Here is a 24,440-nt window from a genome sequence, read left to right as displayed (position 1 = left end):
TAACATGCTCTTTTATCTAAGTATAGGGCTCAATAGAAGCAAGTTGTCTTTTTACTGACATTCTGGCACCCAGCCAGCCTAAGAATACGGATACTAAAAGCAATAAATAAGCTTGTTTTACTGATAAACTCATCACAGAATAATGCATTTGATAAGCAGCAGCCAGATTTTTCACTACTGCAGAAAGACTCAACATTATTATATTAACAAATAATATCGCAAATATGGCGCCTGCCAGACTATACCATATGCCTGAATATAAGAAGGGACGGGCAATAAAAGGGTCAGCCGCACCGATTAATTTTAACACCTGGATCTCTTCATGACGATTTTGAATTGCCAGACGTAACGTATTACCAATGACTAATATCACTGCAAAAGAAAGCAAAACCATCAACACACGGGCTATTTTACTTAAAAAATCCAGTATTGCATGCAACTTGTTAATCCACTGCATATCAATTTTGACCTGATCCACCTGCGAACAAGTTTTGAGGCGAGTATACAATTGTTCTATTTGCAAAGGCGTATTGGCCGTTAAAGCAGGTATTACTTCCACAACCGTTGGCAACGGATTTTCAGGTAAATAGCGCATGATATCATGCATCCCTTCCTGTTGCTGCAGTTCAGCCAAGCCTTCAGCGGCTGATTTCAGACTAACCTGTCCTACACCTTCGGTTGCGCGAAGTTGCTCCAGAAAGGTCGCTTCTTCAGCAGTCGTCAGGGATGATTTGAGATAAAGAGAAATACGGCCACTGCGTTGCCAGCCGGCTGCCAATTGCTCAAGATTATCGGTAAAAACCCAAAACAGAGCAGGCAATGTCAGAGCAATCGCAATAACTATAATAGTCATCATAGTTGCTAATGGTTTGCGGCAGAGAAGATTAAGGCTACTGCTGGCTGCTTGCAAATGATAAGAAATGACTGCAACTATCTTTTTTAACATAAGCGCCCCTCTTTCAGCATCACAATGCGATGTTTCATTCTGGCAATCAAGGCCAGATCATGGGTTGCAACCAAAACAGTGACCCCGACCTGATTAAACTGCTCAAATAATTTCATAATTTCTGCCGAAAGAGTGGGGTCCAAATTTCCAGTAGGCTCATCAGCAAGAAGTAATGCCGGTTTATGGACCACCGCTCGGGCGATACCAACGCGTTGTTGTTCCCCTCCAGACAAATGAAGCGGCAACATTTTTTCTTTTTTTAATAAATCCACCATATCGAGAGCAGCATGAACCCGTTTGGTAATCATAACAGGGGCCATTCCCTGAATTTGCAGGGGCAAAGCAACATTATCAAAAATAGTTCTGTCGTTTAACAAATGAGGAGACTGGAAAGTAATTCCCAAACTACTGCGGTGAGTAGCCATATCGCGTTTTTTCAATTGGTTTAAACGCACTCCATTAACAATAATTTGTCCGGAGGATGGCCTCTCAAGCATCGCAATCAACTTCAGTAAAGTGCTTTTACCCGCTCCCGAATGTCCTGTAAGAAAGGCCATTTCCCCTTTTTGCAACGAAAAATCAACCTGGCTTAATGCTTCAAAACCGCCCGGATAACGCTTGCTTACCTGCTCAAATCTAATCATCATTAAAAATTGCTCTAACAAATTGCCGGGCATCAAAAGGACGCAAATCGTCGATTCCTTCTCCAATGCCCAAATAGCGAAATGGTATGCCTAATTCATTGGCAATAGCAAACAATATTCCTCCTTTTGCACTGCCATCAAGCTTGGTCATGGTAATACCTGTCAGATGAATTGCCTGGTGAAACTGGCGTGCTTGATTAAGGGCATTTTGGCCTATACTGGCATCCAGAATCAACATGGTTTCATGGGGTGCATTCTGATCCAGCTTTTGCAATACGCGTTTCACTTTTTTCAATTCTTCCATTAAATTACTCTGCGTATGCAGGCGACCGGCAGTATCGGCTATCAGAACATCAATACCTCGCGCCCTGGCCGCCTGCAAAGCATCATAAACAACCGATGCACTATCCGCACCGCTGTGTTGTGCAATAACGGGTATCTGATTACGCTCCCCCCAGATCTGCAACTGTTCAACCGCCGCAGCACGGAAAGTATCCCCTGCAGCAAGCATTACTTTTTTACCCTGCTGTTGAAACTGCTTTGCCAGTTTCCCTATGGAAGTTGTCTTGCCAGCCCCATTCACACCCACCATTAAAATAACAAAAGGGGAACCATCTGTTGTGGTTATTTCAAGCGGTTTCGCAACCTCTGCCAACACTGTTTCCAGTTGTTTTTTTAAAGATTGGAAAACAGCATCCCCGTCGGTCAACTGTTTTCTTGCAAGACCTTCGCTGAGTTGTTTTAAAATAGACTGGGATGTTTCCACACCCAGGTCAGCACTTAGTAAAATCGTTTCCAATTGTTCGAGAAGAGCGCTGTCAATCTCTTTTTTTCCCAGCAGCAAACGACCAATTCCTTCACCCAATTGTTGACGCGTTTTCGTCAAACCACGCTTGAAACGGGAAAAAAAACTTTGTCGGGGAGATTCCATATCACTCGATGAATCAGACAATTTTTCAGCGTCCTGTTGTTCATCGGCAAAAGAGAGCGGTATTTCAGCATCGGGAGAAACTGGTTCTGGCTGGCTCTGATTTCGTTTAAACCATTTAATCATAAGTGTACAAAGCAAAGGAAATATGAAATTCTATCACTTTTTTTGCTTGGGAGTTAATCCATGCACATTATATTCATGATTCTTTTTCTCATACTCTCTCAGCAGTCATTCAGTGAGGTTCAGGAGTTCACACTGGATAATGGCTTAAAAGTGTTAGTCAAAGAAGATCACCGAGCGCCCATTGTGGTCTCCATGGTCTGGTATAACGTGGGTTCTGCTGATGAACCGGGAGGGATCACCGGTATTTCTCATGCTCTCGAACATATTATGTTTAAAGGAACATCAAAATATCCTTTAGGTATTTTTTCACAGACTATTGCCTCTGTTGGCGGACAGGAAAATGCATTCACCAATTATGATTACACCGCCTATTTTGAAAAAATTGCAGCCACACAATTACCCATCAGTTTCGAACTGGAAGCAGATCGTATGCAGAATCTCCTTCTGGATAAAGAGGAGTTTCTCAAAGAGCTTAAAGTGATTCGTGAAGAACGCCGTTTGCGCACTGATGACAATCCTCAGGCACTTGCTTTTGAACGCTATCTCGCTACTGCTCACTTAAGTACTCCCTATCATCATCCCGTTATTGGCTGGATGAGTGATTTACGTCAAATAACCATTGACGATTTAAAAACCTGGTATCAACGCTTTTACGCACCCAACAATGCAACATTGGTTGTTGTCGGCGATGTAAAAATAGAGAAAGTACGTGAGTTGGCCAATCAATACTTTGGCAAAATTGGCAAACAAACCGATTATCATCGTGAGCCTCAGGCAGAACCCCCTGCTCTGGGAAAAAAATCAGTGCAGATTCATGCCCCAGCCCAACTGCCTCTTCTGATGTTTGGTTACCCGGTTCCCAGTGTAAAAACGGCGAAACGAAACTGGGAACCTTATGCCCTGGAAATTATCGCCAGTATCCTTGATGCGGGAGAAAGTGCTCGTTTTGCCAAAAATCTGGTTCGTGGTGCTTACATAGCAAGCGGCGCTAATGCTTATTACAACTTATATACGCGTTACCCCACTCAATTTATTCTTCTGGGCGTACCCTCAAAAGCGCATACCATTACCGAGTTACGAGCAGCCATGCTCAACGAGCTTAAGCGTTTGCAGACAACACCTGTCAGTGCAGACGAATTAAAACGCGTTAAAACACAAATTATTGCGCAAAAAACATATGAAAAGGATTCAATTTTCGGCCAGGCTATGGAGCTGGGTTTATTGGAAACAGTCGGGCTGGGTTGGAAAACAGCAGACAGGTACACTGATCAAATCAACAGTATTACTGCCGAACAAATACAGAATGTAGCAACACGCTACTTTCAGGAGAATTCAATGACAGAAGCCCAATTAATTCCTAGCGAACAGGAAGGACAACAATGAAAACAGTACCTCTGCAAAAATTTCTACTTCTCTTCTCGATGATTGTTCTGTCGCAAATTCTATACGCCAATACTTTCAAAACAGAACAATGGCAAACAAAAAACGGGGTACGCGTGGTCTTTTATCAAGCCATGGAAGTCCCTATGCTGACTATGAATTTAACCTTTGCCGCAGGCTCAGCCTACGATGGAAAACAATTTGGCCTGAGCGCTTTAACTACCAGTTTAATGAACCAGGGTTGTGCCGGTATGGATGCCACACAGGTAGCAGAGCGTTTAGCAGACACCGGTGCTCAATATAATAGCGAAGCAAGTCGTGACATGGCATTATTGACATTAAAAACATTGACTAAAGAAGATGCAATGAAACAGGCAATAGATACTTTTGCATCGATTATTAATCAGCCTGATTTTCCACCCGATGCTTTTAGCAGGGAGAAGAATCAGCAATTACTTGCTATTGCCCAGACAAAAGAATCCCCCGACGACGTTGCCAATCAAATTCTTTTTAAACGACTTTATCTGAACCACCCTTATGCCCATCCTGTCAATGGCCTAAAAGAAACCGTGGAAAACTTGACTGCGGCTCAGCTCCGTGCTTTTTATAAACGCTATTTTGTGGGAGCTAACGCTATACTTGTCCTGGTAGGTGCCATTGACTCAAAAAAAGCCCATCAAATTGCTGATCAGCTAACAGCCTCCTTACCCAAAGGAGAACCTGCTCCTGCAATTCCCAAAGCCCATGGATCAGAAACCGGGGAAAAAATAGCGGTTAAATTCCCCTCCTCCCAAACTATCCTGCGTCTTGGGCAAATTGGCATCGATCATCACGACCCTGATTATTTCCCACTTATCGTGGGAAACTATATTTTGGGGGGAGGCGCCCTGGTGTCCCGATTATCTCATGAGGTACGCGAAAAAAGAGGGTTGACTTATGGAGTCACAAGCCAATTTATGCCTATGCCAGGTCAAGGTCCTTTTATCATTAGCTTATCTACTCAAAACAAAGAAGCAGCGAATGCGTTAAACGTGACAGAAGATACCTTGATCAAATTTATTCAGAATGGTCCTGATGAGAACGAATTAACAGCCGCAAAACAATACCTGATGGGAAGTTTTCCCTTATCACTGGCCAGTAATGGGAACATTGCCAATATGTTATTGCGTATTGCTTTCTACCATCTGCCAAAAGACTATCTGGATAACTACATAGCGCATATTAATGTCGTGACGGCAGAAGAAATCAGGCAGGCTTTTCAAAAACAAGTACGCCCTCAGGATCTTTTAATTGTCGCAGTAGGTAAAATGTGAAACAAACTGTACGTATAATAGGTGGTCAATACCGCGGGAAAAAACTTCATTTTCCTGCTCTCGAAGGTTTAAGACCCACACCCGATAGAGTAAAAGAAACGCTGTTTAACTGGTTAATGCATGACATACGTGGTGCACGATGTCTGGATGCCTTTGCTGGCAGCGGCTCGCTTGGATTTGAAGCTTTCTCTCGCGGCGCCGCAAAAGTGGTGCTTGTTGAATCTTCACCGAAAGCTTATGGCAATCTTCAAGACATTACCGCTTCTTTTAATACAAAAGCTTTGCTAGTAATTAATTCTAAAGCTGAAGATTATCTACAAAAGACAAAAGAAAGCTTTGACATTGTCTTTCTGGATCCACCCTTTTCTCAAAATTATTTACCTCATTGTCTAGACCTGTTAGCTCATTCCAATGCACTCGTAACAGGAGGACTGGTTTATATTGAATCTGCGGAGAAACAATCAATGGATGCAAAGCGCTGGCGAGAAAAAAAATCGCGCCAGGCAGGCCAGGTACACTACAGCCTTTATGAAAAATTGGGATTTGACAGCAATATTTAATCAGCTACTATGTCAGCATAAAAGAATTTCTTTAAAATAAAGTGAGTTACTTATGTATACGTTATTTAATACTGATGAAAACACACCAAAAACAGAAAAAAACTATTCTTACATTTGTTATACTGATATTACATTAAAAGAAAACAGAGAAGAACAATTTGGTTTAAAGGATGCAATAAAGTTTTTTACTCTCGATAAAAAAAAATTATCGCTTTACTCCGCAAAATTGGGTAGTCATCCTTTTTCTCGCATGAGCTTTGCGTGCGTAATTTGTTCTGAAGAAAATTTTGCCACTAAAAACGATAAAGACACTGAGCAAATAAAAAAGTATTGGAAGCAAAATATACCCCTACTTCATCCGATATCAAGATATGTATTTAAATTAAATATTACAGAGGCGGTAGCACAAAGCTTATATCAAGAAAAAAATTACACTTCATTGGCAAACCATATTATTGAGATGCGCGAAGATAAAATGACAAAAGACACCCTTGACTGGTCTGTGGGTATCTCACGGCTACCATCCAATAATACCTTCGCGCCCGAAAAAAATTCATTGTGTCTAACCATGTAAGTTAATTAATAAGACAAAGTATGATTTTGCCTTGATCAATAATTATTTCTGCTTGACAAGGGGACAGGCTCCTGTTTCAATCATTGCAGTACTTATCGATTTTAAAGCGTAAACGATGATCAACAGGTTTGTCATACTTATTATTGCATCAATCTTGTTTGCAGGATGTGGCAAGATTTTTAAAAAACCGCCTGTTAATGAACCAAGCGATGATGCCACCATTAAGCTTGCGGAAGCTGCAACTTCCGTAAGTGATTCCGTATTGGAAATGGCACGGGTGGAGAAAGTAATTACTCCGCCTACCAAGGATAATGTCTTGACCATACCCAATGCCTATAATTTACAGGCACGCGCTTCTGTTGATTGGTCGGGGCCTATTGAAGAGCTGACTTTACGTATTGCCAAGGCAGCGCATTTTCGTCTACGTGTTCTGGGTAAGGAGCCGGCTATTCCAATTTTAATCAGTCTTAATATCAAGGATGAAAGTTTGGCGGAAATCCTGCGTAATATTGATTATCAGGCAGGAAAAAAAGCTTATCTTCATGTTTATCCTAACAGTCAGGTTGTAGAATTGCGCTATGCCAAAATTTATTCTTAAAATCATTTTGATAATTTCTTCCGTTTTCTTATTTTCTTGTTCTTCATCAACAAACAAGCTGCCTGGTAATACCGATTCTCTCGCCGGGTTGCGAGCAATGGCCAATACTAAAAGTACCAAGGCAATCAAAAAACGAAATATTAGTAAAATCAAAGAAGCAGCATTGAGAGAAACTGCACTGAGTTTAGGCGCCCAATCTGGTCTTGCCTGGCGAGCCAGAATTATTGATGATCAACTCATCAAACAGGCGCGCAGACTGGACGCTGTGTATGACTTTAATGCGTTGATTCTTGAACATAATGTGTTACCCCCTGTGTTGCTTGAAGGACGTAATACCTTAAATTTGGCTGATACTCAGACTATTCGTATCTCCGATAGAACCTACAAAGTCGCTAAACAGGCACGGTTTATAACTACTCCACCTAATTGGCGCCAATATTTATGGATGGATTATAAAAGACCAGAATACCCTAATGTATCGCTTTTACCAAAAACACGACGGGAAAAGCAAATTTGGAATTACTATGTTGAAAAAGGATGGCGAAATGGGGTTGAACAAGCTTCTACTATTTTGGAAGAAAGTATTGCGCGCATTAAAGAAGACTATATGGGGATGATCCTTTATCGCAAATTACTAGCGATGAATATGGTATCCCCACCTTTTGTCTCACACACCGATTTGGGTGTTACAGGAGATGCATCGGAGATACATATTGATGATCGTGTGCTACGTATTACCGCCCTGCCTGCTTTGAATGTTAACAGTAAAGAATGGATAGCTGCTGTTAAAAAAGATGAGAATGCTCTTGAACAATTTAAAAATATGGAAAAACTGGCACAAAATACTAAAATTGTTATTACAAGTAAGGCTTGGCAACCTGTCATAGCCCCGATTAATTGATAGCACACTTATGTCTACAAATATTAATTTAATGCCTGATGAACCAACCCGTTTCGCCCCTCCTTTTATGGATAAAATGTTGGAGCACGCGGAAAGTCTTAGCGCCTCTGATATTACTATTCAGACTGGTGAACCTATCTTTGCTGAAGTGTATGGCCGATTAATTAAAATCACGAACCGGCGCCTTTCCAATACTGAACTGGGCGATCTGATTAACGCAATTTATGGTCCTAATGCCACTACTCAATTACTATCTGGCAAAGACATTGATACACATTATGAATTCAGACCAAATCGCGGAGTACGTTATCGCTACAGGGTTAATGCCACTGCCTGTCTGGTTGAGGGACATGATGCTATCCAGATCACATTGAGAACAATTCCCACTACTCCTCCAAAATTGGAAACCATGGGTTTGCCAGACAATATTCTTGAGGCAATAGCACCTCAGGAAGGAATTGTTTTTATAACAGGTGCAACCGGTTCGGGTAAATCTACACTCCTGGCCTCTATTATTCGTGAACTTATTGAAACCACTGAATCAAATCGTAAAGTATTGACTTATGAAGCACCTATTGAGTTTGTTTACGATGAAATAGAAGCCGTTTCGGCTGTAGTGAGTCAATCAGAAATTCCTCGTCACTTACCTGATTTTGCGGATGGTGTTCGCAATGCCTTACGTCGCAAACCTCGCCTGATCATGGTGGGCGAGTGTCGGGATGCAGAAACTATTAGTGCCGCTCTTGAAGCGGCTCTTACTGGACATCCCGTCTATACCACCCTGCATACATCCGGTGTGGCTGAAACCATGAGACGGTTGGTCACCTCTTTTTCCGGTGAAGAACGATTGGGACGTACTATTGATATTTTAGAAACTATTCGGCTTTGTATCTGGCAAAAACTGGTACCGACTGTGGATGGTAAACGGGTAGCCCTGCGAGAATATTTAGTATTCGATGAGGAAGTCCGTGATATTTTACTGGAAAGTGATCCTAACGATGTCACTTCGACAACCCGAAAACTGGTACGTCAACGGGGTCAGTTAATGACCGTGGATGCAAGACACAAATTTGAACAAGGTATTATTTCAGAGCGTATTTACAAGCTGATTATTGCCGGTACTAAAGAATATCAACGGTAATTTATTTACAGACTCTCGTCCTTTAATCAAAGTTAGTCCGTAAAGCACCACGTATTGGGTCAATAATGTATCGTCGTAACCAATAGGGACAGCTGGTAGCAACCCGATTTTTATACTGCGGGGGGGCAATAACACTATTTGTATTGACTCGGCTGCAATCGTTATTTTCACAATAATCAATCTCTTCGAAGTTTTCAATGGCGTAACCCTTGGTGCTCATGGCTTGTTCATTATTATACCAGGCATGACTGGCAGTACTGGTTAATAAACTTAAAACCAAAACCCACCCCGTTTTATAAGTGCTCATTGATTATCCTTATGCCTGCAAAAATATAGTTAATTTATCTATTACCATACTTAATTAGCCAGCTCATCGCAATAGCAGGATAACGGATTTAAATCTTTCGCTAAGCAGCTAAAATAATACATGATAAACTAAGATAATATTCTTCTACGGGGTACTTTCAATGAACCAAACATCACAAGATACAACTACACTCTATACAATACCAATACTTACTATGAATGGGACTACAACTACATTGGATGCTTACCAGAATCAGGTCTTATTAATTGTAAACATGGCAAGCCGTTGTGGTTTCACGCCTCAATATAAGGAACTTGAAGCACTCTATCAGGATTATAAAGCACAGGGATTTAGCGTACTCGGTTTTCCTTGCGACCAGTTTATGCATCAAGAGCCAGGTTCTAATAAAGAAATTAAAGCATTGGCAGAAAGCTGTTATAAGATTACCTTTCCTTTGTTCGCCAAAATTGATGTAAAAGGCAGCAATCAGGCTCCTTTATACACTTACCTGACTCAACACATCCAAAAAAAACCATGGAAATTGATACCATGGAATTTTACCAAATTCCTGGTTGATGCGGAGGGAAATGTTTTAAAACGTTATCTTCCTATTACGTCCTTTAAAAAAATACGCGAGGAACTAGAACGCTTATTTTAACATAACCTGACTTTTAGCTTTGACAAGTCCATCACTTTGCTTGAAAGAAGATCCCCGCCTGTCGCGGAGATGACATCTAACTTATTTTCGGGAATGATTACAAAATAAATCCCTGACATGACTATCAAGCGCGAATTTCCACTTGCGGGAAGAATAGGTCTACACACAACACAGTTATTCAGGAACTGGACCAGGAGTAGAATCCACTACTCCTCCGCCTCCTGTCATGCTCTTGATCTTGTCTTTAGCCGCACCAATAGCTTTCATACCATAACCAGCCATTTGCTGATCAGCCTGCTGAGACGCCTTCATTGTTTTGTCACCAGCGCCCTCTACCTGTCTTTTGGCTTCATCCGTCCATTGAGCAGCTTCCTGACCCACTTTTTCTTCTTGCCCTCCTATCCATCGCAACACCCTATCGGGCAAGTAAACGATCAAATTAAAGGCTTTTTGTACTACAAGAAGATACATCGTAGTATAAATAAGGATAGAGAAGAAATAGGCATACAAAGCAGCCCACCCCGTGTAACCTGACGTATTAACAGGGGTATTAGTACCGCCTGGCGGAGTATTACTACTGCCTGTACCCTGTGGCCAAAAACTATCAGGGGCATTTATTTGCGTAGTCTGTACCTGTGTAAAGAACGCCATCGCATTAGAAAAACCAGCATTGATTATCCATACAGAAACGTATGACAATGCGATGGCAGCAACATAACCAATAATCATCATCGCAGGCCGTAAAAAAACATTCATCATGATCATTATTGCCTGTTCTCCTTTACCAAAAGCCTCATGGCCTTCAGGATGAGTAACTCCCAAAGCCACAATAGGTGCCGCAACCATCGCTTCAATGACAGATACAAGCCACGCAATAGTACCGAAAGTAAAAATCATATAGGGTAAAAAAGGAACATAATAGGCTGTAATAAAACCAATAGACAACATAATACCCATCCATGCGAGCAGAATTGGTAAACCTAAAGCAACAACAACGAAAATTACCTGACCCAAAAGAGGGATTAAAGCTGTACTCACTGCGAACCCCATTAAGTTAAGCCACAATTCGCTGGAAAAATTGATGTAAGCCACTCCCATAGTGGCAAGAGCAAGAATTGGATTGGCTTGGGTTTGTTCGATAATGCTAACCCCTGATTGAAAAATAGTTGCCATACTCAAAGCAGGCTGAACTATAAACGTTTGAATTAGCTGTCCTGCAATAGGCGTAATAAACTTAATCAGAGAATTAAATACACCTACTACCATCGTATTGTAAAGTGCATTAAGCAAGTCTCCTTCAATACAATGGCTCAGAAATTTTGGTCCACAAGGAAAATTCATAGTTTTCAGCTGGAAAGGATTAGGAGTAAAAGCAGGCGTAGTAAGAGTCATTTGAAATTTAGGCGTTTCTATTCCTTGCTGACCCGGCAAATTAACTATTAGAGAATTAGTAATAAAACCATAGGTGGTTGAAGACGCGCTTCCCACTGCAGGAGTAATTGATTGCGTCATCGAACTAAAATTAGGTAGGCTGGCAAGTGGCTGGGCGCTTGTAGCACTGGAACCATTGATTAAAGCGATAACCGGCTGAATTAGATCCGGATTTTTATTTAACCACTGGCATAAATCAGCATACTCACCTCCGCATTGTCCATTCGTAAATGGCGACAAAAGATTACTGGGGTCAAACAACTGGCTCCCGGTCATGCCTGTATCCTTATCTACCAGGCCTGGAATGGTATTTATATTATTAAGATAAATTAAATTAAAGAAATAACTGCCCGCCAGCATCCAGCCCTGAGCATTGGCATTTTGAATAAAACTCTTTTCGCTTTCAGTAGCAATCTGCGCTTTTTGCTGCGCAGCCAAAGTCAGGGTAGGCAACATAATACCATTATAATCGTTAATAGCCCCCCAGAATTCCGTCCCACTAAAAAGAGGGGCTGATGTACTAAAAGAATCAGCGCCCCAACTTTGACAATCGGGACTTAATGAGGTGCAAGGAGTTCCTGAAGTGAGGAATGGCACGCCAAATTGCTGTTGCGCAAAAGGAGCAGCCGGTGTTTGTGTATTCGCACTACTATTTGTGTTGTTTTGTTGGGGATTCAATTCAGGATTATTATTGACCATTACTCGCGCAACGGTAGACAAATCAATATACATTTGCTGTATAGCTATTGCTCTGGACATATTAGCTGTAGTGAGTTCGCTACTCGAAAGAGAAAGGGTGTTATTATCCGTATTTAACAACGTAGAAGAACTATCCCAATTGATTCGGCCACAAATCCCGTTTAATACCTGGTAAGGGGTATTATTATCAAAATTAGGCATTAGAACCTGATTACTGACAGTCGAACTATTGTTTTGGACAGAGACGACATTGACCGTACTTAAAAAATCAGGAACAGGCGTGTTACAAAAAGTCTGCACGGGGCCGGAAGGCGTATTGGCACAAGGGCCTGAACCATTTTGCTTTGCATCAAGATAATTTTGACGTTGAGTTTCCAAAACACTTTGTATGCCCAGCATACACACCTGGCCGGCAAGAATAGTCGTAGCGCCTTGCTCAATTTCTTGAGCAGGATTATTAGTGCCTGTACTGGGAGGAACGAGCGTATAAGAAGCCTGCTCCTGAATAATCACCCCCCCTCTATTGAGGTAACCCAAAGCAGCTGACCAGATTTTATCAGCGGCACCTACACCCTGAACAACAATCCACATCACAAAAATTTGCATCAGACAATAACCTGACGCTTTTGGAATTAACAGGGCAAGCCCCAGCGTCGAGCGCATGGGAACCCAAATGGAAGACCACTTTTGGCCCAGCATTTGCCCTTCATGGGCTGTATTCATTGTCGATACCATCAGGGTATACATGATGATAATGCCGCCTAACGCCAGTACCGCGGAATTAAATACACCAAACATGGTACCCATAATCTGGCTACCGGTACCATGCAACACCCCGTCCACTACACCGAAGATGTTACCTAAAAAGACAACTGAGGAATCAGTCGGGGGGGGAGCAAAACTTAAAGAAGAGCCCGTTGAATTATCGGTGCCGCTTGACGCAAAGGCTAACACAGGAAACAGGGAACATACTATATAAAATAATCGTCTCATCATTTCTCACCCATTAAACCCTGCTTATACCATTCTCGAAAAGTGCAACCGAGTTTCCGTTCTTTAATTTGAAAATACCAAAAGTGGTAACGAAACGCTAAAACCAAAGCAATTAACATAAGCACCAGACTTACCAACACGGCTCGGATATTTCCATAAACAATATGATAGATAGCATAGGTTAAAATAAAGATAGCCGCAGCGCACATTAAAAGGCTTAAACGATATAAAGCTTTTTTCTTGGCCTGCAAATCCGTTTCACTGATATTCAAACGTAGCATCGCTTCTTCAAATGATTCGCTTTTTCCTCTTTTCTGAGGTATGAAAAATTTCTTAAAACTATTAACCAAATATAAAGTAAACGTTTTTACCCGATCAAAATCTGCCCATGCTCGTATATTGATTATATTATTAAAAAGTTTAACAATTCGGGACTCGGATTTATTTTTCATAAATTTTACTTTTAAAATAGACTTTTACCCTTCTTAATATAATATAGTAGTTATATTAATCGCGATCCACTGACAACGTAAAAAAAGAGTAAATATGCCTGATCTTAGCCATGAAGCCTCTTCCCAATATTGGTATGAATATGTTGATCCGACCATTTATCGCGTTATCACCTTTCTGGAAAGCGTGGAAGACTGGACTCTTGATGGCAATCCGGAACTGGAAGAAACCCTTTCCCGGTTAGGCCGGGAGCTGGATGACATTGAAAAAATAGACATGAGTACTCTGGGTCAGGAAGATATTTTTATACGTCTGGCAGGCAATATAAAATCAGGCAGAGGTTTGCGCCTTTTACAAGCTATCGATACAGTTCATCCTGGCAGTGCCTCACGCATTTTAATCCATGCTGAAGAAACGAGTGTCAGCAGTTATGACCCTGCCGGTTTTTTTCTCAAACGAAATATTGTCTTTGAACGTTTACGCTTGCTATCGCGTGTTTTTTCTGAGTATCGTTTAAAACTTGTGGCTCGTGCTCTTGAAGGAGAAGAATAATGAAATTACCTGGTGTTCTGGTTTTACCTGGCTTTTTATTACTGGCAACCTCTCTTTTTGCTTCGGATGGCAATCCCCCCGGCAATTCAGGAGCCAATGATAACTCTGATCTTCCTACCTATCTGCTTAATTTAGGCGCTTACCTCGGTTATAACCTGCAAAATAGCCCGACCAGTACAAGTGGCACCGGAAGCACCAGTTCTACTGCACCCACAATCAGTCAAAATTTACTTAATCTCCCAGCCACTCAGGTTATTCAAAATTATCTGTTTAATACCTTTTTGGGATCTTTATTAGTTAATACAGCCGCTCCAGGTACAACTCAATTTGTACCTGCAAGTTCACAGACCTATTCTGCCATTAATGCGTTTGCAAACTATACGTTCACTACTCCACCCTACGCAAGTCCGTCTCCAGAACAGGTATCCGTCTCTCCACTGGTTGATCAGCCGCCCTATCAGAATGACCCTGTGAGCCAGGCGGTGATGAATATTCTGACGACTCCGAGCTTCAGTTATTGTTTAAATAATGACGGGACAGCAATTGCTAACTGTTCTTATTCTTCCGGGACTCTGAACGCAAATCAGGTAGTAACCAATGTCATTGGCACTATACCTAATACCCAAAACTATTTCACACCCAACCAGATCCAACCTTTTTTAGCTCAACTTAACAGTAATAGTCTCCTGGCACCCTTACTGTATACTACAACCAGCTCTGCCAGTAATTCGACATCTTCTTCGGCTGCCAGTGATTCCGGTAATACCAACCAGGGTTTGGTAGCGCAAACTCAAGCCCAGCAAGCGGCCAATTTTATTCGTTTCGTCAGCGGCCTTGTTTCTCCTCTCTCCATGCCCAACCGTAACGATTATGATGCGCTGTATATTCAGGCTTTGAACGCCAGCAACACGTATACACCCGTTCAGCAACAACAGGCACAAGCAGCGCTTGCTACCTATCTGGCAAATATGAAAACATATGCTGCACAATATTCGGTGGGTCTCGGCAATCTTTATTACATGTTATCCAGACGCTTACCCCAAAATCAAAGCACAAGCAGCGCGGGACAACAAACCAGTCAGGAGTTAAGCGAATTTACCATGGCAACCTGGCGCCTGTACAACCCTGATCAATCACCCAATACTCAATGGCTTGCTCAAATTAATCAGGCATCAGCAGCAACGGTACAAAAAGAAATTGCCACACTGCTTGCTGAAATCAATTATCAATTGTATTTAACTCGCCACCAGCAAGAACGTTTACTGTTAACTAATACAATTATGTTATTACAAAACACTGTTGTAAATACTCAACCAAGCTTAACGAGCAACAAATCGCCGTCCAGCTAGGAATTCAGGGAGTCGGTTAAAGGCAATGCAAACTCGCATAATCCACTATAATGATGGCGAAACACTCTGTTCTGGCTTTATTGCTTACGAAGAACAGGCACAAAGCCCCAAGCCCTGTGTCCTGGTGGCACATGATTGGGGTGGGCGTACTGAAGAAACCTGCAATAAGGCAAAAAAATTAGCCGCAATGGGTTTTGTTGGTTTTGCAATCGACATGTACGGCGAAGGAAAAATCGGCACCACTAAAATAGAAAAAAGAGCATTAATGACGCCGCTAAGGCAAAACAGGCAACGCTTGGCTAATCGTATTATTGCAGCGTTTAATGCAGCAGTTAGCTTGCCCCAGGTTGATAAAACAAAAATTGCCGCTATAGGTTATTGTTTCGGAGGGTTATGTGTATTGGATCTTGCACGTACAGGAGTAGATATTAAGGGAGTAGTGAGTTTTCACGGCTTGCTTTCAGCCCCTGAATATTGTTCGTTGACCCCCATCCCTGCAAAAATTCTTATTTTGCATGGCTACGATGATCCACTTGTTCCTCTTGAAGAAGTCCATCATTTTGCTAATGAAATGACCAAACGCCAGGTAGATTGGCAAGTGCATATGTATGGCCTTACAGCCCATTCCTTCACTGATCCTGAAGCCAATGATGATGAAATGGGATTACATTACAACAAAGAGGCTGATCATCGCTCCTGGATCAGTATGGAATTATTTTTAAGAGAAATTCTTGAAGCCTGATTTCATCAGGCTTCGAAAGAGAGCACCTGAAAAGGCTGTTTACCTTAATTTTTCTATGCTTTTTCTATATTGATTTTCCGAGCTTTCCCTTGACTCCCTGCCTTCTTGGGAATGGTTACCCACAGCATCCCTTTTTTGAAAGAAGCACAGGCTTTATCAATATCAGCAGAGGGAGGCAGCTCAATACTTCTCTCATAACAACCATAGCTAATTTCACGAGAGAGGTAATTTTTCTTCTCATCTTTTTTAGAAATTGTTTTTTCTCCGTAAATAGTCAACCGGTTTTCATCAATAGAAAGTTTAATATCTTTTTCGTCCATGCCTGGCATTTCAACTTCGACTTTAAAATTATCATTGTCTTCTACAATATCCATGGATGGCGATAATTTAACGTTTTCAAACTGACCAAAATGGAAATTGACGGGTTCAAATAGATGATAAAACTCATTCATTGCTTTACTCACCTCATGGTGTAAATCTATAAACGGGTTTTTTAACGGGTGTTCAACTGAAAGCGGGGATGATTTCCCTTGTTTTGATAAACTAGCCATTGTTTTATCTCCTTTCCTTAAATGCAATAATAACAAGTTGCTAATGAGAGGCTGTTTATGATCAATTATTAATCTTTAAGTTTAAAATGTCAACAATGATAATGCATTAGTCCGCCATAACTCCTCCTTTCGCATTGGAGATAAATGAAAATCATGAAATAACCTGTCTGAATAATGTCGCCAGGCAGCTATATCCATTTGATTAGTCTGCCCTAAATCAGAACTATAAATGACTCGCGGTACATTATTTAGTACCTCAATAAAATCCTCTTTAGTTTGATGACCGATTAAATAAGTCAGTGCTGTTTGTTCCACCCAAATAAAATCGTGTATGGTGAGTTCTTTTAATGTATTGGCTGTTAATCCAGTTAAAGGATTCGCTGGCTGATTTAATAATAAAGCCCTCACATTCTCTTTAATACAGGCTTCTATTAAGCTATACACCTCTTCTTTGGACGCATGCCCGCTTGACAAAACAATAGGATAATCCCGCGTCATTTTTAAGATATCCATGACTTCCCTTTTCAATCGCCCACTCTCATTAAACAGGGTTTCATTCGCCATGGTATGCGGGCTTAAATAGTCATGGCTTAATTGTCTTATTAGTTTTGACTTGAATTTACGCCCCGTAATAGTAGGAAAATGCACTAACATCCTGGCTGCAACATGTGGTTGATATTCAGCAAGCGCACGTAGGATAACCCGATAATCAATACCCCCTGCAATGTGATTTAACACCAATGAAGGTAATACAGGTAAACCTTGATTTTGAGCCAATGTTGCCTGCACCGCAGTAGCACCCAAATGGCTTTTTACAACGACAGCGCCATTCATCTGTTGATAACAAAAACCAGCTTCCATCACATTTAAACGGCGATTATAGAGATCTGGCGAGGCATGATAATGAATATCAATGAATTTATAGTCTGCTAATGCTTTCAATCCTGACTCTCTTCCTCAAGCCAGGGTTTGGCATAATGATAATTTTTCCGTGCCTGAGCTAAACTGGAACCTCCTTTGACGGCAGCAATAATTTTTTTTTCGGTGTGTTTTATCCGTTCTGCTTTATTAATGATTTCATCCAGTAAAAAATGAGGAATTATTAAAACACCATTATCATCGGCAAATACAATATCGCCTGGATTAATGGTGACACCATTAATAACTAACGGATGCTGCTCACTGGATTTATAAACCCTGTTTTTACCCGATCGCATGTAAGTAGAAGTACAAAATAATGGATAATTGGCCGCACGAATACAATCCACATCTCTCACAGCACCATGAACTACCGTACCGGCAATCCCTTTATGAAGAGCAACCTGCGTTAAAATATCACCCCAGGTTGTACAATCATCTCGCCCTTTGTTATCAATCACAATGACAGAATGCGCGGGTACTGCATCAATATAATTTGCTGCATCCTGAAACGTTGACGGTTTTTTTTCATACGGCAAATAAGCAATGGTATAAGCAGGGCCAACCAGTTTATGACCCAATGCCAGCGGTTTAATAGTCAATAAAGCACCTTCCACGCCGCAAGCATCAAGCGCATCAGATACTTCTGTAGTACTAAATCGGGTTAATTGTTGATATTGATTCATTTATTTTGTCTTCATATTACTTCATCTAAGTATAGCGCCACTCCTCAGGTTTTAGACAAGGCGTAAGCGCGCTCAATAATAGCCTCAGCCATTATTTCTGTGGTACTGTGGCCTCCCAGATCATAGGTAATAAATCGTTGTTCATTAACCACCGCAGCCACCGCCTCCTTAATTTTTTCTGCCTGCACGTTATACCCAAAATGCCGTAATAAAAGACCAATCGTTAAAAACATGGCACAGGGATTAGCCTTATGTGCCTCTATTCGCGGCGCGCTGCCATGGACTGGCTCAAAATAACAGCCTTTATGGCCAACATTAGCACTGGGAGCAAACCCCAGTCCCCCCATTACAGCGGCACCCACATCCGATAAAATATCGCCAAACATATTCTCTGCGACAATAACGCCAAATTCTTCAGGACGTCTTATTAACCATAATGCCACAGCATCGACATTGAGAATATCCGCTTTAAGATGAGAATACTGACTTGCCACCGCCTCAAAAAGCTCACGCACAAAGGCACTGCTGTGCCGCAAAACATTCGGTTTATCAGCCAAGGTAACGCGTTTCATATGTTGCTGATCAGCATATTGAAACGCGAATTCAAATAAGCGCTTAAGGCCAGGCTTTGTTTGTAAACGTAAAGTACAACTTACCTCACTTGCTGCAAGAGTTCGCCAGGCAGGATTGTCATTGATTAATTCTTTTAACGGCGCTGGTAAAGGATAATAATCGAAACCAGAATATAATCCTTCTGTATTTTCGCGGATGATGCAGCAATTAAAGCGATCGGTATTTTTGATAGCAAAACAGGGTCTGATATTAGCAAAAAGATCCAGATGTTGTCGTAATTGAATAATGGGGGAAACGTAATCAGGTGGAGCCTGATGAAAAGCATCGGCTAATTCTGCAATGGCTTCACGTTTAGGCTTACTCGTTGTAGCGCCTAATAAGATAGTATCGGATTGTTTAATTAACTGCCATGTTCGTTGTGGAATCGCCGTCCCTTCTTTTTGCCAAAACGTCCAGCCAATATCACCCGTCGTTAATTCAACAGGAATATTGAGCGCATGGAAAACAGGGAGAGCGGCATGGGTAACATCCACACCAATCCCATCACCCGGTAAGACGGCTATTTTTAGGGGACTTTTAAACTGCATCATTCAGCCATTCCATGATTAATTTGTGGCAATAGGCAGGATTGTTTTGTAAAACACGCATACCGGCACCTGGAACCTCCACTAGACGTCCTGTTTTTGGCGCGTTGACGTTAGTCCTATTGACCAACTGCGAATGTTCCCCGATTAGATGTAAATGAGTAACCTCTGTTTCCTGTAAAATGGTCCTTGAATCAGTATGTAAAACACGTTGCAAACCAAAAATCAGACGTCTTGCAGCGCTTTTCTTATTATGCGTTGTCAATACTTCCTGAGGCGGGTGATTAGGATAAAATACAGGAGAATAAAGGGCGTATAGCGCCTCATCAATTCGTTTTTCTCGGCTAAGACGAATAACTTTACCCAGTTTTTCCTCCAGTGTCCTGTCAGCAAATGTCGGTGTTGAAAATAATATAATGGGTTTTCTGATACCAGCGAAACCAGGAAAACATTGTTGTAAGATTATCCCCCCAAAAGAAAAACCAAATAATGCATCATAATGAAGTATTTTCTTTTTCAATTCGTTTTGCCAAAACTCATAATAAGCTGCCTGAGAAAATTTTTCTGTTATTGACAACGGATCGATAAAATCAATTTGATTTCCTTCCTGCAGAAAGGAAAGTGTATTCGCCAGGCTCTCAAGATCACTTTGTTGCGGCATGACAGGAGCAAGAACCAATATTTTCTTCATTTTTCCTTCTTAATATTTATATTGTATATTTTAAAGTCGCATTAACTATCTAACAGGTTTTGGAATTTATTTTAAATAACTTCAGGTCAGCCGTTGAAAAATCAGAAATCCCCCGAATAAACTCATCCATTTCAATCGCTTCATGCCCTATTTCTAACGTCTCACGGACATAATTTGCAGAGGTCAGAATTGCAGATAAATCATATTTTTTCACCCCGGTGGCATGCAGATAAGCTGTAAAAAATTCTGTTTTCAGATTACCAATTCCTTTGCCCATACCAGCCAGTGACGCATCAATATATTGAGCACCATGACTCAAAGCAGCCATGACATTCGCTTGCGCCAAACCTAAATTATCATGAGCATGAAAACCCAAAGGAATAGCATATTTCCGGGTATATTTTTTATAAATGGCTTCAATGTTTGTTGGTAACATACTGCCATTGGAGTCAGCGAAATAAATCATGTCGGGATTATGCTGACTGATTTTCTCCACCACATCATCTAACTCATTGTCATCATAATAAGACATGTGAATAAAATTAGCAGAGATTTCCAGACCAGCTTCCCTGGCCCAATTAATAACAGGATAAGCTGTTTCAACACCTCCTTTAGCAATACAAATTCGCAAAAGACTCACACCACAACGTTTTAACTCTTCAAGATCAGAAACAGTTATATTTTCAGGATGAGCCATCACCACAATTTTTGCCCGTTTAATCAAAGAACGACATAAAAGAAGATAATCCTCATCACACCAGCCCGCTCGTCCCAAATTTTCTATAGGATGTAAAGAACCATTGCGATAACCAATTTCAATGTATTCAAGGCCAGATCTGTCAAGAGGAGTTAAAATTTTCTGTAACGTTTCGGTTTTAAAATGAAAATTGGTTCGATGCCCTCCGTCTCTTAAAGAGACATCCATCGTTTTTATTCCACCCATAAACAGGTACCTCATACATCACGGGATTCATATCAGGAATTGATACATCAATCCCAAAATAGTTATCAAAATAAGACTTCTCACATAAAAAAAAGTCTTTCTATTAGTATACAACACATGAAGGTAAGCAAGAGGGTGCCGATAAATAAGGCTCCGTATTATTTTTTTACTTACCGGATTAGGTTTACCTTGCATGGGGTTTTCGTGAATCTTGATACTGGGCCTATTATTAACTTCAATAATGATCCCTTTTGATGTTTTCAAAGGCAGATTGATATCTTCGCACTCTACATCAATGCCCGCAAAATTTAAATTCATCAACTCAGTAATACGAATTAACAAACGCTTGTTTTCTTTGCAAATACGATTACCCAAAGCCTCAAACGAACCGCCTCTCGTTGCGTTAGACGTGTAGCCTAAACGAATTCGCTCTTCTCGCCGGGGAATATAATTTAAATCCATTCCCGATTCATTTAAGGCTACGCGACATTCCTCATCAATTACAATAGGACCCAAAGCATCATTAATACGAGTTCTCTCCTGGTTTGTCCGTTCTATTAATTCTTCTATATTATGCTTGCCATCGCCCATTACATGAGCTGGATAACGTAAAATAACCCCAATTATTTGTCGATTATGAACAAGTACACGGTAGGATTTTAAGTTAGAATGGAATTCTTCAATCACAATAAATTCATAGTAAGAAAAATGATGAATTAAATAATTTTTTAATCGCTCAATAGTCTCTATGTTACACAACACCGCATCACCTCTGGAACTGCCGATCGCCGGTTTTGCCACCAAAGGAAATTTTAATGGAGCTATTTTTTTTTCAAATTGACCATTTTCCAAATCACTTGCATGCAGCAAAACAGCCTTAGCAACAGGTATACCTGCACGCGCAAGAATTTTATTAGTACAATATTTATCGGCGACAAGGTTTGCACTGCAACTGTTATTAAAGGGGGTTTCAGTTCCACGAAAGAAGTAATGCTTTTTACCTAATTTTAACTCCAGCAATTGCATTTCATCGCTAATTATTGCTGGTAATAATAAGGCTTTTGAGCTTTTGTAATAAAACTCAGTATTTTTGTTGATCACTACAGCCTCTTAAAAAATCATCCTCAACAGGGCCTGTGCATGAAAAAATATCGTTGTCTTTACTTAGGATTAAAAATAAAACTGTTCATGCACAAGCCTTGCACTTATTAATTTTTATTGCTTGATTTTTCTACTCTTATGTTGTCACAAATAAGAGGTATTTATTCTATTATTCAACTTTTGCCTGAGTCTTCTCTGTTGAAACAATTGTTGCAGAACAAGCTGCCGCAATAGCATCAATTTGATCCTCATACTCTTTTTCAGTCCTATTGCCTGTTTGTTCAAGAAGTTTAAATAATCGGGACTTGGAACATTCACAGTAAACAAGCGTATTTTGCTTCTCTTTGTATAAAGTTTGTGGATAAATAAGATTCCATTTATCCTGACAATGCTGCTCGATATCATTTTCGGTAACTTTATTCAAGTCCACATTATTTTTTAAAGAATTCATCGTTTCATGCAGTAAAGTGCGGGAGATACATACCTGGATCGCCTGATTAACAGCAGCATCATTGTCTAAAGGTTGCGTTTGCGCACAATTGCAATATTTTTCCCCAAAAATTTTATAACCCACCTGATCCTTGACATCACTGACACGTTTCATCCAGGAGTCAACACAGATTGTTTGAAACGATTTCTGTTTATTTGCCTCGTCTTGAATAAGAACCTCAGCATAAACAGTCCATGAAAATAAATTAATGAGTAAACCAGCCAGCAACGTTTTCAGGTAATAAAAATTCATAAGTATCCCTCCAGAGTATATCTCTAATACCCGCATTTAGCATAACTTAAAGCGACTGGATTAGCTACTTAACGAGTAACTAGAGAATCTTAAGCCTTTGTGCTGGACAAAAAATTCAAAGAGTACCGAATTGCCAACGAAAGTCGGCGATTCCAATTCGCGTTAATGTTTTTTTGTCCGGCACAAAGCACTTAAGCAGACCTGATCATTTTCAATTGGGTCTTTAACTGGCCATAAGCCGATTCAATATTAATATAATTTTTCTTAGCCAGATAATAGGATAAAGAACCGTCATTCTGCGCATTAGCCGCTTGGAGAGCAACATTGTATTTTAGCTTTTTCAAACGAAGATAGTCTTCTTTTTTAGTGACAAAGTAAAAATTTCTGTAATTAGTTTCAGGACGGTAGTGCAAGGCTTTAACATCAGTAGCCAGAGAATGTCTGGGAAAATATTCCTGGATAGAATAATCGCGATTATTATGCACGGCAATCACTTTGCCTTTATGGGGTAATAATTTTATTATTTTAACAGCAAATTGTTTAACTTCATGGTGGGCCGCAGGAGAATAATGACCAAATTGTTTCAATGTTTTTTTTATTCCTTGATCCGTAAAAATCCGATTCGGATCAAATTCATAACGCACCCCTTTTAAATAAAAAACAATATTACGCTTTCCAGAGTGTCTTAACGTAATTAAGGTGCCCCCTTCTTTTCTAATAAAACGCTTCGCCGCTGCCAAAGCCGTAATTTCATTTTCATGTAAATGAATAAAAGTCTTTCCTCTGCCAATCTGTTTTATAATTTTTACAGGGGTATTACCCAGTTTTATAGTGTAAGTAGTCGCGTGAAGTACGCTACTCATTAGCAAACTTAAATAAAAAAGGTATTTCATAAAATAATATAAAGCGTATAATTGGACAAATATTATACTATAATACCCTGATTAAGCAACTCATGTTGCGTTGTTTTTAAATAATGGAAGAAAATTTCCTCGCTTCCAAACGATAACAACGCTTGTCCAGGAGATATCCTGGCGCTTAAAATAAACCCCAGTAATGGGTTTTAAACTTTAATAAAGCATTATAGATCAAAAGGTTAATTTGTTTTGAAATAGAAAAAGGTAGCTGGAACATTGTAATATCGCAATTTTTTCCCGACGAAAGGAATTTGTGATATGGACATGCACCAGCTGGTTAATATTTTCTGCGAAATAGACGATTTCTGCAACGAGTTAGATAAACATTGTGAACATTATATGCTAACAGGCCCGACAAAAAGCAAGCGCGGTCCGGCTTGCAGCTTATCGATTAGCGAGATTATGACTATCTTGGTTATGTTTCAAATGTCCAGATTTAGAG

The 24,440-nt window shown here is 40.5% G+C and carries 24 protein-coding genes and 2 pseudogenes; 12 read left to right on the top strand and 14 right to left on the bottom strand.

Features of this window, described 5'->3' with window-relative positions; translation table 11 throughout:
• Positions 1 to 16: 16 nt before the first annotated feature.
• From ftsX to ftsY, 3 genes are read right to left on the bottom strand one after another with little or no spacing between them, the layout of a single operon-like run.
• Entirely contained in the window at positions 17 to 946 is a 930-nt protein-coding gene (gene ftsX / locus T345_RS0108060) for a permease-like cell division protein FtsX (protein ID WP_028388903.1), read from the bottom strand.
• Complete coding sequence (ftsE, locus tag T345_RS0108055; protein ID WP_028388902.1) at positions 940 to 1,590, bottom strand: cell division ATP-binding protein FtsE; 651 nt, start codon at positions 1,588 to 1,590, stop codon at positions 940 to 942. Before ftsE ends, ftsX begins: the two co-directional genes overlap by 7 nt.
• Positions 1,583 to 2,521, bottom strand: coding sequence for a signal recognition particle-docking protein FtsY (ftsY, locus tag T345_RS0108050; RefSeq protein WP_423202103.1), 939 nt, complete (start codon positions 2,519 to 2,521; stop codon positions 1,583 to 1,585). Before ftsY ends, ftsE begins: the two co-directional genes overlap by 8 nt.
• 183 nt (positions 2,522 to 2,704) lie before the next feature.
• Here ftsY and T345_RS0108045 point away from each other — a divergent pair, with 183 nt between their 5' ends.
• From T345_RS0108045 to dotB, 7 genes are all read left to right on the top strand, one after another.
• Positions 2,705 to 4,027, top strand: coding sequence for a M16 family metallopeptidase (locus T345_RS0108045; protein ID WP_028388900.1), 1,323 nt, complete (start codon positions 2,705 to 2,707; stop codon positions 4,025 to 4,027).
• Positions 4,024 to 5,337: a M16 family metallopeptidase gene (locus T345_RS0108040; RefSeq protein WP_084273767.1), complete on the top strand. Its 1,314-nt coding sequence runs from the start codon at positions 4,024 to 4,026 to the stop codon at positions 5,335 to 5,337. Before T345_RS0108045 ends, T345_RS0108040 begins: the two co-directional genes overlap by 4 nt.
• A complete protein-coding gene (gene rsmD / locus T345_RS0108035; RefSeq protein WP_028388898.1) occupies positions 5,334 to 5,897 on the top strand; it encodes a 16S rRNA (guanine(966)-N(2))-methyltransferase RsmD in 564 nt (187 codons plus the stop codon). The genes T345_RS0108040 and rsmD overlap by 4 nt, the downstream gene beginning before the upstream one ends.
• Positions 5,898 to 5,949: 52 nt before the next feature.
• Positions 5,950 to 6,471: a hypothetical protein gene (locus T345_RS0108030; RefSeq protein WP_028388897.1), complete on the top strand. Its 522-nt coding sequence runs from the start codon at positions 5,950 to 5,952 to the stop codon at positions 6,469 to 6,471.
• A gap of 115 nt (positions 6,472 to 6,586) precedes the next feature.
• The gene (gene dotD / locus T345_RS0108025; protein WP_028388896.1) at positions 6,587 to 7,069 is read left to right on the top strand and encodes a type IVB secretion system lipoprotein DotD; all 483 of its coding nucleotides are present in this window, start codon (positions 6,587 to 6,589) and stop codon (positions 7,067 to 7,069) included.
• Complete coding sequence (locus T345_RS0108020; protein ID WP_028388895.1) at positions 7,050 to 7,970, top strand: type IV secretion system DotC family protein; 921 nt, start codon at positions 7,050 to 7,052, stop codon at positions 7,968 to 7,970. Before dotD ends, T345_RS0108020 begins: the two co-directional genes overlap by 20 nt.
• A gap of 10 nt (positions 7,971 to 7,980) precedes the next feature.
• The gene (dotB, locus tag T345_RS0108015) at positions 7,981 to 9,111 is read left to right on the top strand and encodes a Dot/Icm type IV secretion system ATPase DotB (RefSeq protein ID WP_028388894.1); all 1,131 of its coding nucleotides are present in this window, start codon (positions 7,981 to 7,983) and stop codon (positions 9,109 to 9,111) included.
• 22 nt (positions 9,112 to 9,133) lie between these two features.
• On the opposite strand, the gene T345_RS0108010 is transcribed toward dotB, so the two are convergent.
• On the bottom strand, positions 9,134 to 9,418 hold the full coding sequence (locus tag T345_RS0108010) for a hypothetical protein (protein WP_028388893.1): 285 nt from the start codon (positions 9,416 to 9,418) through the stop codon (positions 9,134 to 9,136).
• A 160-nt stretch (positions 9,419 to 9,578) separates the two neighbouring features.
• Here T345_RS0108010 and T345_RS0108005 point away from each other — a divergent pair, with 160 nt between their 5' ends.
• The gene (locus T345_RS0108005) at positions 9,579 to 10,076 is read left to right on the top strand and encodes a glutathione peroxidase (RefSeq protein WP_051555204.1); all 498 of its coding nucleotides are present in this window, start codon (positions 9,579 to 9,581) and stop codon (positions 10,074 to 10,076) included.
• 174 nt (positions 10,077 to 10,250) lie between these two features.
• On the opposite strand, the gene dotA is transcribed toward T345_RS0108005, so the two are convergent.
• Both dotA and icmV read right to left on the bottom strand, forming a co-directional pair.
• Positions 10,251 to 13,202 (bottom strand): type IVB secretion system protein DotA, encoded by a 2,952-nt coding sequence (gene dotA / locus T345_RS13875; protein WP_051555203.1) that lies wholly within the window; start codon positions 13,200 to 13,202, stop codon positions 10,251 to 10,253.
• Positions 13,199 to 13,651, bottom strand: coding sequence for a type IVB secretion system protein IcmV (gene icmV / locus T345_RS0107995; RefSeq protein WP_028388891.1), 453 nt, complete (start codon positions 13,649 to 13,651; stop codon positions 13,199 to 13,201). The genes dotA and icmV overlap by 4 nt, the downstream gene beginning before the upstream one ends.
• 94 nt (positions 13,652 to 13,745) lie before the next feature.
• On the opposite strand from icmV, the gene icmW reads away from it, so the two are divergent.
• From icmW to T345_RS0107980, 3 genes are read left to right on the top strand one after another with little or no spacing between them, the layout of a single operon-like run.
• Complete coding sequence (gene icmW, locus T345_RS0107990; protein WP_028388890.1) at positions 13,746 to 14,201, top strand: type IVB secretion system protein IcmW; 456 nt, start codon at positions 13,746 to 13,748, stop codon at positions 14,199 to 14,201.
• On the top strand, positions 14,201 to 15,550 hold the full coding sequence (icmX, locus tag T345_RS0107985) for a type IVB secretion system protein IcmX (RefSeq protein WP_028388889.1): 1,350 nt from the start codon (positions 14,201 to 14,203) through the stop codon (positions 15,548 to 15,550). Before icmW ends, icmX begins: the two co-directional genes overlap by 1 nt.
• Positions 15,551 to 15,575: 25 nt before the next feature.
• Positions 15,576 to 16,292 (top strand): dienelactone hydrolase family protein, encoded by a 717-nt coding sequence (locus T345_RS0107980; protein ID WP_028388888.1) that lies wholly within the window; start codon positions 15,576 to 15,578, stop codon positions 16,290 to 16,292.
• A 53-nt stretch (positions 16,293 to 16,345) separates the two neighbouring features.
• Here T345_RS0107980 and T345_RS0107975 read toward each other — a convergent pair whose 3' ends face one another.
• The 8 genes and pseudogenes from T345_RS0107975 to T345_RS0107935 all read right to left on the bottom strand — a co-directional run bounded on the left by T345_RS0107975 (position 16,346) and on the right by T345_RS0107935 (position 23,974).
• Positions 16,346 to 16,843 (bottom strand): Hsp20/alpha crystallin family protein, encoded by a 498-nt coding sequence (locus tag T345_RS0107975; protein WP_028388887.1) that lies wholly within the window; start codon positions 16,841 to 16,843, stop codon positions 16,346 to 16,348.
• A gap of 81 nt (positions 16,844 to 16,924) precedes the next feature.
• Positions 16,925 to 17,785, bottom strand: coding sequence for a DUF6282 family protein (locus T345_RS0107970; protein WP_028388886.1), 861 nt, complete (start codon positions 17,783 to 17,785; stop codon positions 16,925 to 16,927).
• A pseudogene (locus T345_RS15600) lies at positions 17,782 to 19,607 on the bottom strand (isocitrate/isopropylmalate family dehydrogenase). Before T345_RS15600 ends, T345_RS0107970 begins: the two are co-directional and overlap by 4 nt.
• Positions 19,597 to 20,295 (bottom strand): alpha/beta hydrolase, encoded by a 699-nt coding sequence (locus T345_RS0107955; RefSeq protein WP_028388884.1) that lies wholly within the window; start codon positions 20,293 to 20,295, stop codon positions 19,597 to 19,599. The pseudogene T345_RS15600 and the gene T345_RS0107955 overlap by 11 nt, the downstream one beginning before the upstream one ends.
• A 49-nt stretch (positions 20,296 to 20,344) precedes the next feature.
• The gene (locus tag T345_RS0107950; protein WP_028388883.1) at positions 20,345 to 21,238 is read right to left on the bottom strand and encodes a beta/alpha barrel domain-containing protein; all 894 of its coding nucleotides are present in this window, start codon (positions 21,236 to 21,238) and stop codon (positions 20,345 to 20,347) included.
• Between the two features lie 27 nt (positions 21,239 to 21,265).
• Entirely contained in the window at positions 21,266 to 22,339 is a 1,074-nt protein-coding gene (locus T345_RS0107945) for a UDP-N-acetylmuramyl peptide synthase (protein ID WP_242604596.1), read from the bottom strand.
• Positions 22,340 to 22,508: 169 nt separating this feature from the next.
• Positions 22,509 to 23,081: a hypothetical protein gene (locus T345_RS0107940; protein WP_028388881.1), complete on the bottom strand. Its 573-nt coding sequence runs from the start codon at positions 23,079 to 23,081 to the stop codon at positions 22,509 to 22,511.
• Positions 23,082 to 23,272: 191 nt separating this feature from the next.
• The gene (locus tag T345_RS0107935) at positions 23,273 to 23,974 is read right to left on the bottom strand and encodes a hypothetical protein (protein ID WP_028388880.1); all 702 of its coding nucleotides are present in this window, start codon (positions 23,972 to 23,974) and stop codon (positions 23,273 to 23,275) included.
• A gap of 282 nt (positions 23,975 to 24,256) precedes the next feature.
• Here T345_RS0107935 and T345_RS15340 point away from each other — a divergent pair.
• Positions 24,257 to 24,440 (top strand): annotated as a pseudogene (locus tag T345_RS15340) (IS982 family transposase); the annotation flags it as partial.

This window comes from Legionella fairfieldensis ATCC 49588 (genome assembly GCF_000621525.1).
In the GTDB taxonomy this organism is placed as follows: domain Bacteria; phylum Pseudomonadota; class Gammaproteobacteria; order Legionellales; family Legionellaceae; genus Tatlockia; species Tatlockia fairfieldensis.
This window is presented reverse-complemented; position numbering and strand designations above follow the sequence as displayed.

Bases quoted from the DNA above. Each gene is read 5' to 3' on its own strand.
- ftsX (WP_028388903.1), bottom strand. From the start codon at position 946: ATGTTAAAAAAGATAGTTGCAGTCATTTCTTATCATTTGCAAGCAGCC.
- ftsE (WP_028388902.1), bottom strand. From the start codon at position 1,590: ATGATTAGATTTGAGCAGGTAAGCAAGCGTTATCCGGGCGGTTTTGAA.
- ftsY (WP_423202103.1), bottom strand. From the start codon at position 2,521: ATGGAATCTCCCCGACAAAGTTTTTTTTCCCGTTTCAAGCGTGGTTTG.
- T345_RS0108045 (WP_028388900.1), top strand. From the start codon at position 2,705: ATGCACATTATATTCATGATTCTTTTTCTCATACTCTCTCAGCAGTCA.
- T345_RS0108040 (WP_084273767.1), top strand. From the start codon at position 4,024: ATGAAAACAGTACCTCTGCAAAAATTTCTACTTCTCTTCTCGATGATT.
- T345_RS0108030 (WP_028388897.1), top strand. From the start codon at position 5,950: ATGTATACGTTATTTAATACTGATGAAAACACACCAAAAACAGAAAAA.
- dotD (WP_028388896.1), top strand. From the start codon at position 6,587: ATGATCAACAGGTTTGTCATACTTATTATTGCATCAATCTTGTTTGCA.
- T345_RS0108020 (WP_028388895.1), top strand. From the start codon at position 7,050: ATGCCAAAATTTATTCTTAAAATCATTTTGATAATTTCTTCCGTTTTC.
- dotB (WP_028388894.1), top strand. From the start codon at position 7,981: ATGTCTACAAATATTAATTTAATGCCTGATGAACCAACCCGTTTCGCC.
- T345_RS0108010 (WP_028388893.1), bottom strand. From the start codon at position 9,418: ATGAGCACTTATAAAACGGGGTGGGTTTTGGTTTTAAGTTTATTAACC.
- T345_RS0108005 (WP_051555204.1), top strand. From the start codon at position 9,579: ATGAACCAAACATCACAAGATACAACTACACTCTATACAATACCAATA.
- dotA (WP_051555203.1), bottom strand. From the start codon at position 13,202: ATGATGAGACGATTATTTTATATAGTATGTTCCCTGTTTCCTGTGTTA.
- icmV (WP_028388891.1), bottom strand. From the start codon at position 13,651: ATGAAAAATAAATCCGAGTCCCGAATTGTTAAACTTTTTAATAATATA.
- icmW (WP_028388890.1), top strand. From the start codon at position 13,746: ATGCCTGATCTTAGCCATGAAGCCTCTTCCCAATATTGGTATGAATAT.
- icmX (WP_028388889.1), top strand. From the start codon at position 14,201: ATGAAATTACCTGGTGTTCTGGTTTTACCTGGCTTTTTATTACTGGCA.
- T345_RS0107980 (WP_028388888.1), top strand. From the start codon at position 15,576: ATGCAAACTCGCATAATCCACTATAATGATGGCGAAACACTCTGTTCT.
- T345_RS0107975 (WP_028388887.1), bottom strand. From the start codon at position 16,843: ATGGCTAGTTTATCAAAACAAGGGAAATCATCCCCGCTTTCAGTTGAA.
- T345_RS0107955 (WP_028388884.1), bottom strand. From the start codon at position 20,295: ATGAAGAAAATATTGGTTCTTGCTCCTGTCATGCCGCAACAAAGTGAT.
- T345_RS0107950 (WP_028388883.1), bottom strand. From the start codon at position 21,238: ATGGGTGGAATAAAAACGATGGATGTCTCTTTAAGAGACGGAGGGCAT.
- T345_RS0107940 (WP_028388881.1), bottom strand. From the start codon at position 23,081: ATGAATTTTTATTACCTGAAAACGTTGCTGGCTGGTTTACTCATTAAT.
- T345_RS0107935 (WP_028388880.1), bottom strand. From the start codon at position 23,974: ATGAAATACCTTTTTTATTTAAGTTTGCTAATGAGTAGCGTACTTCAC.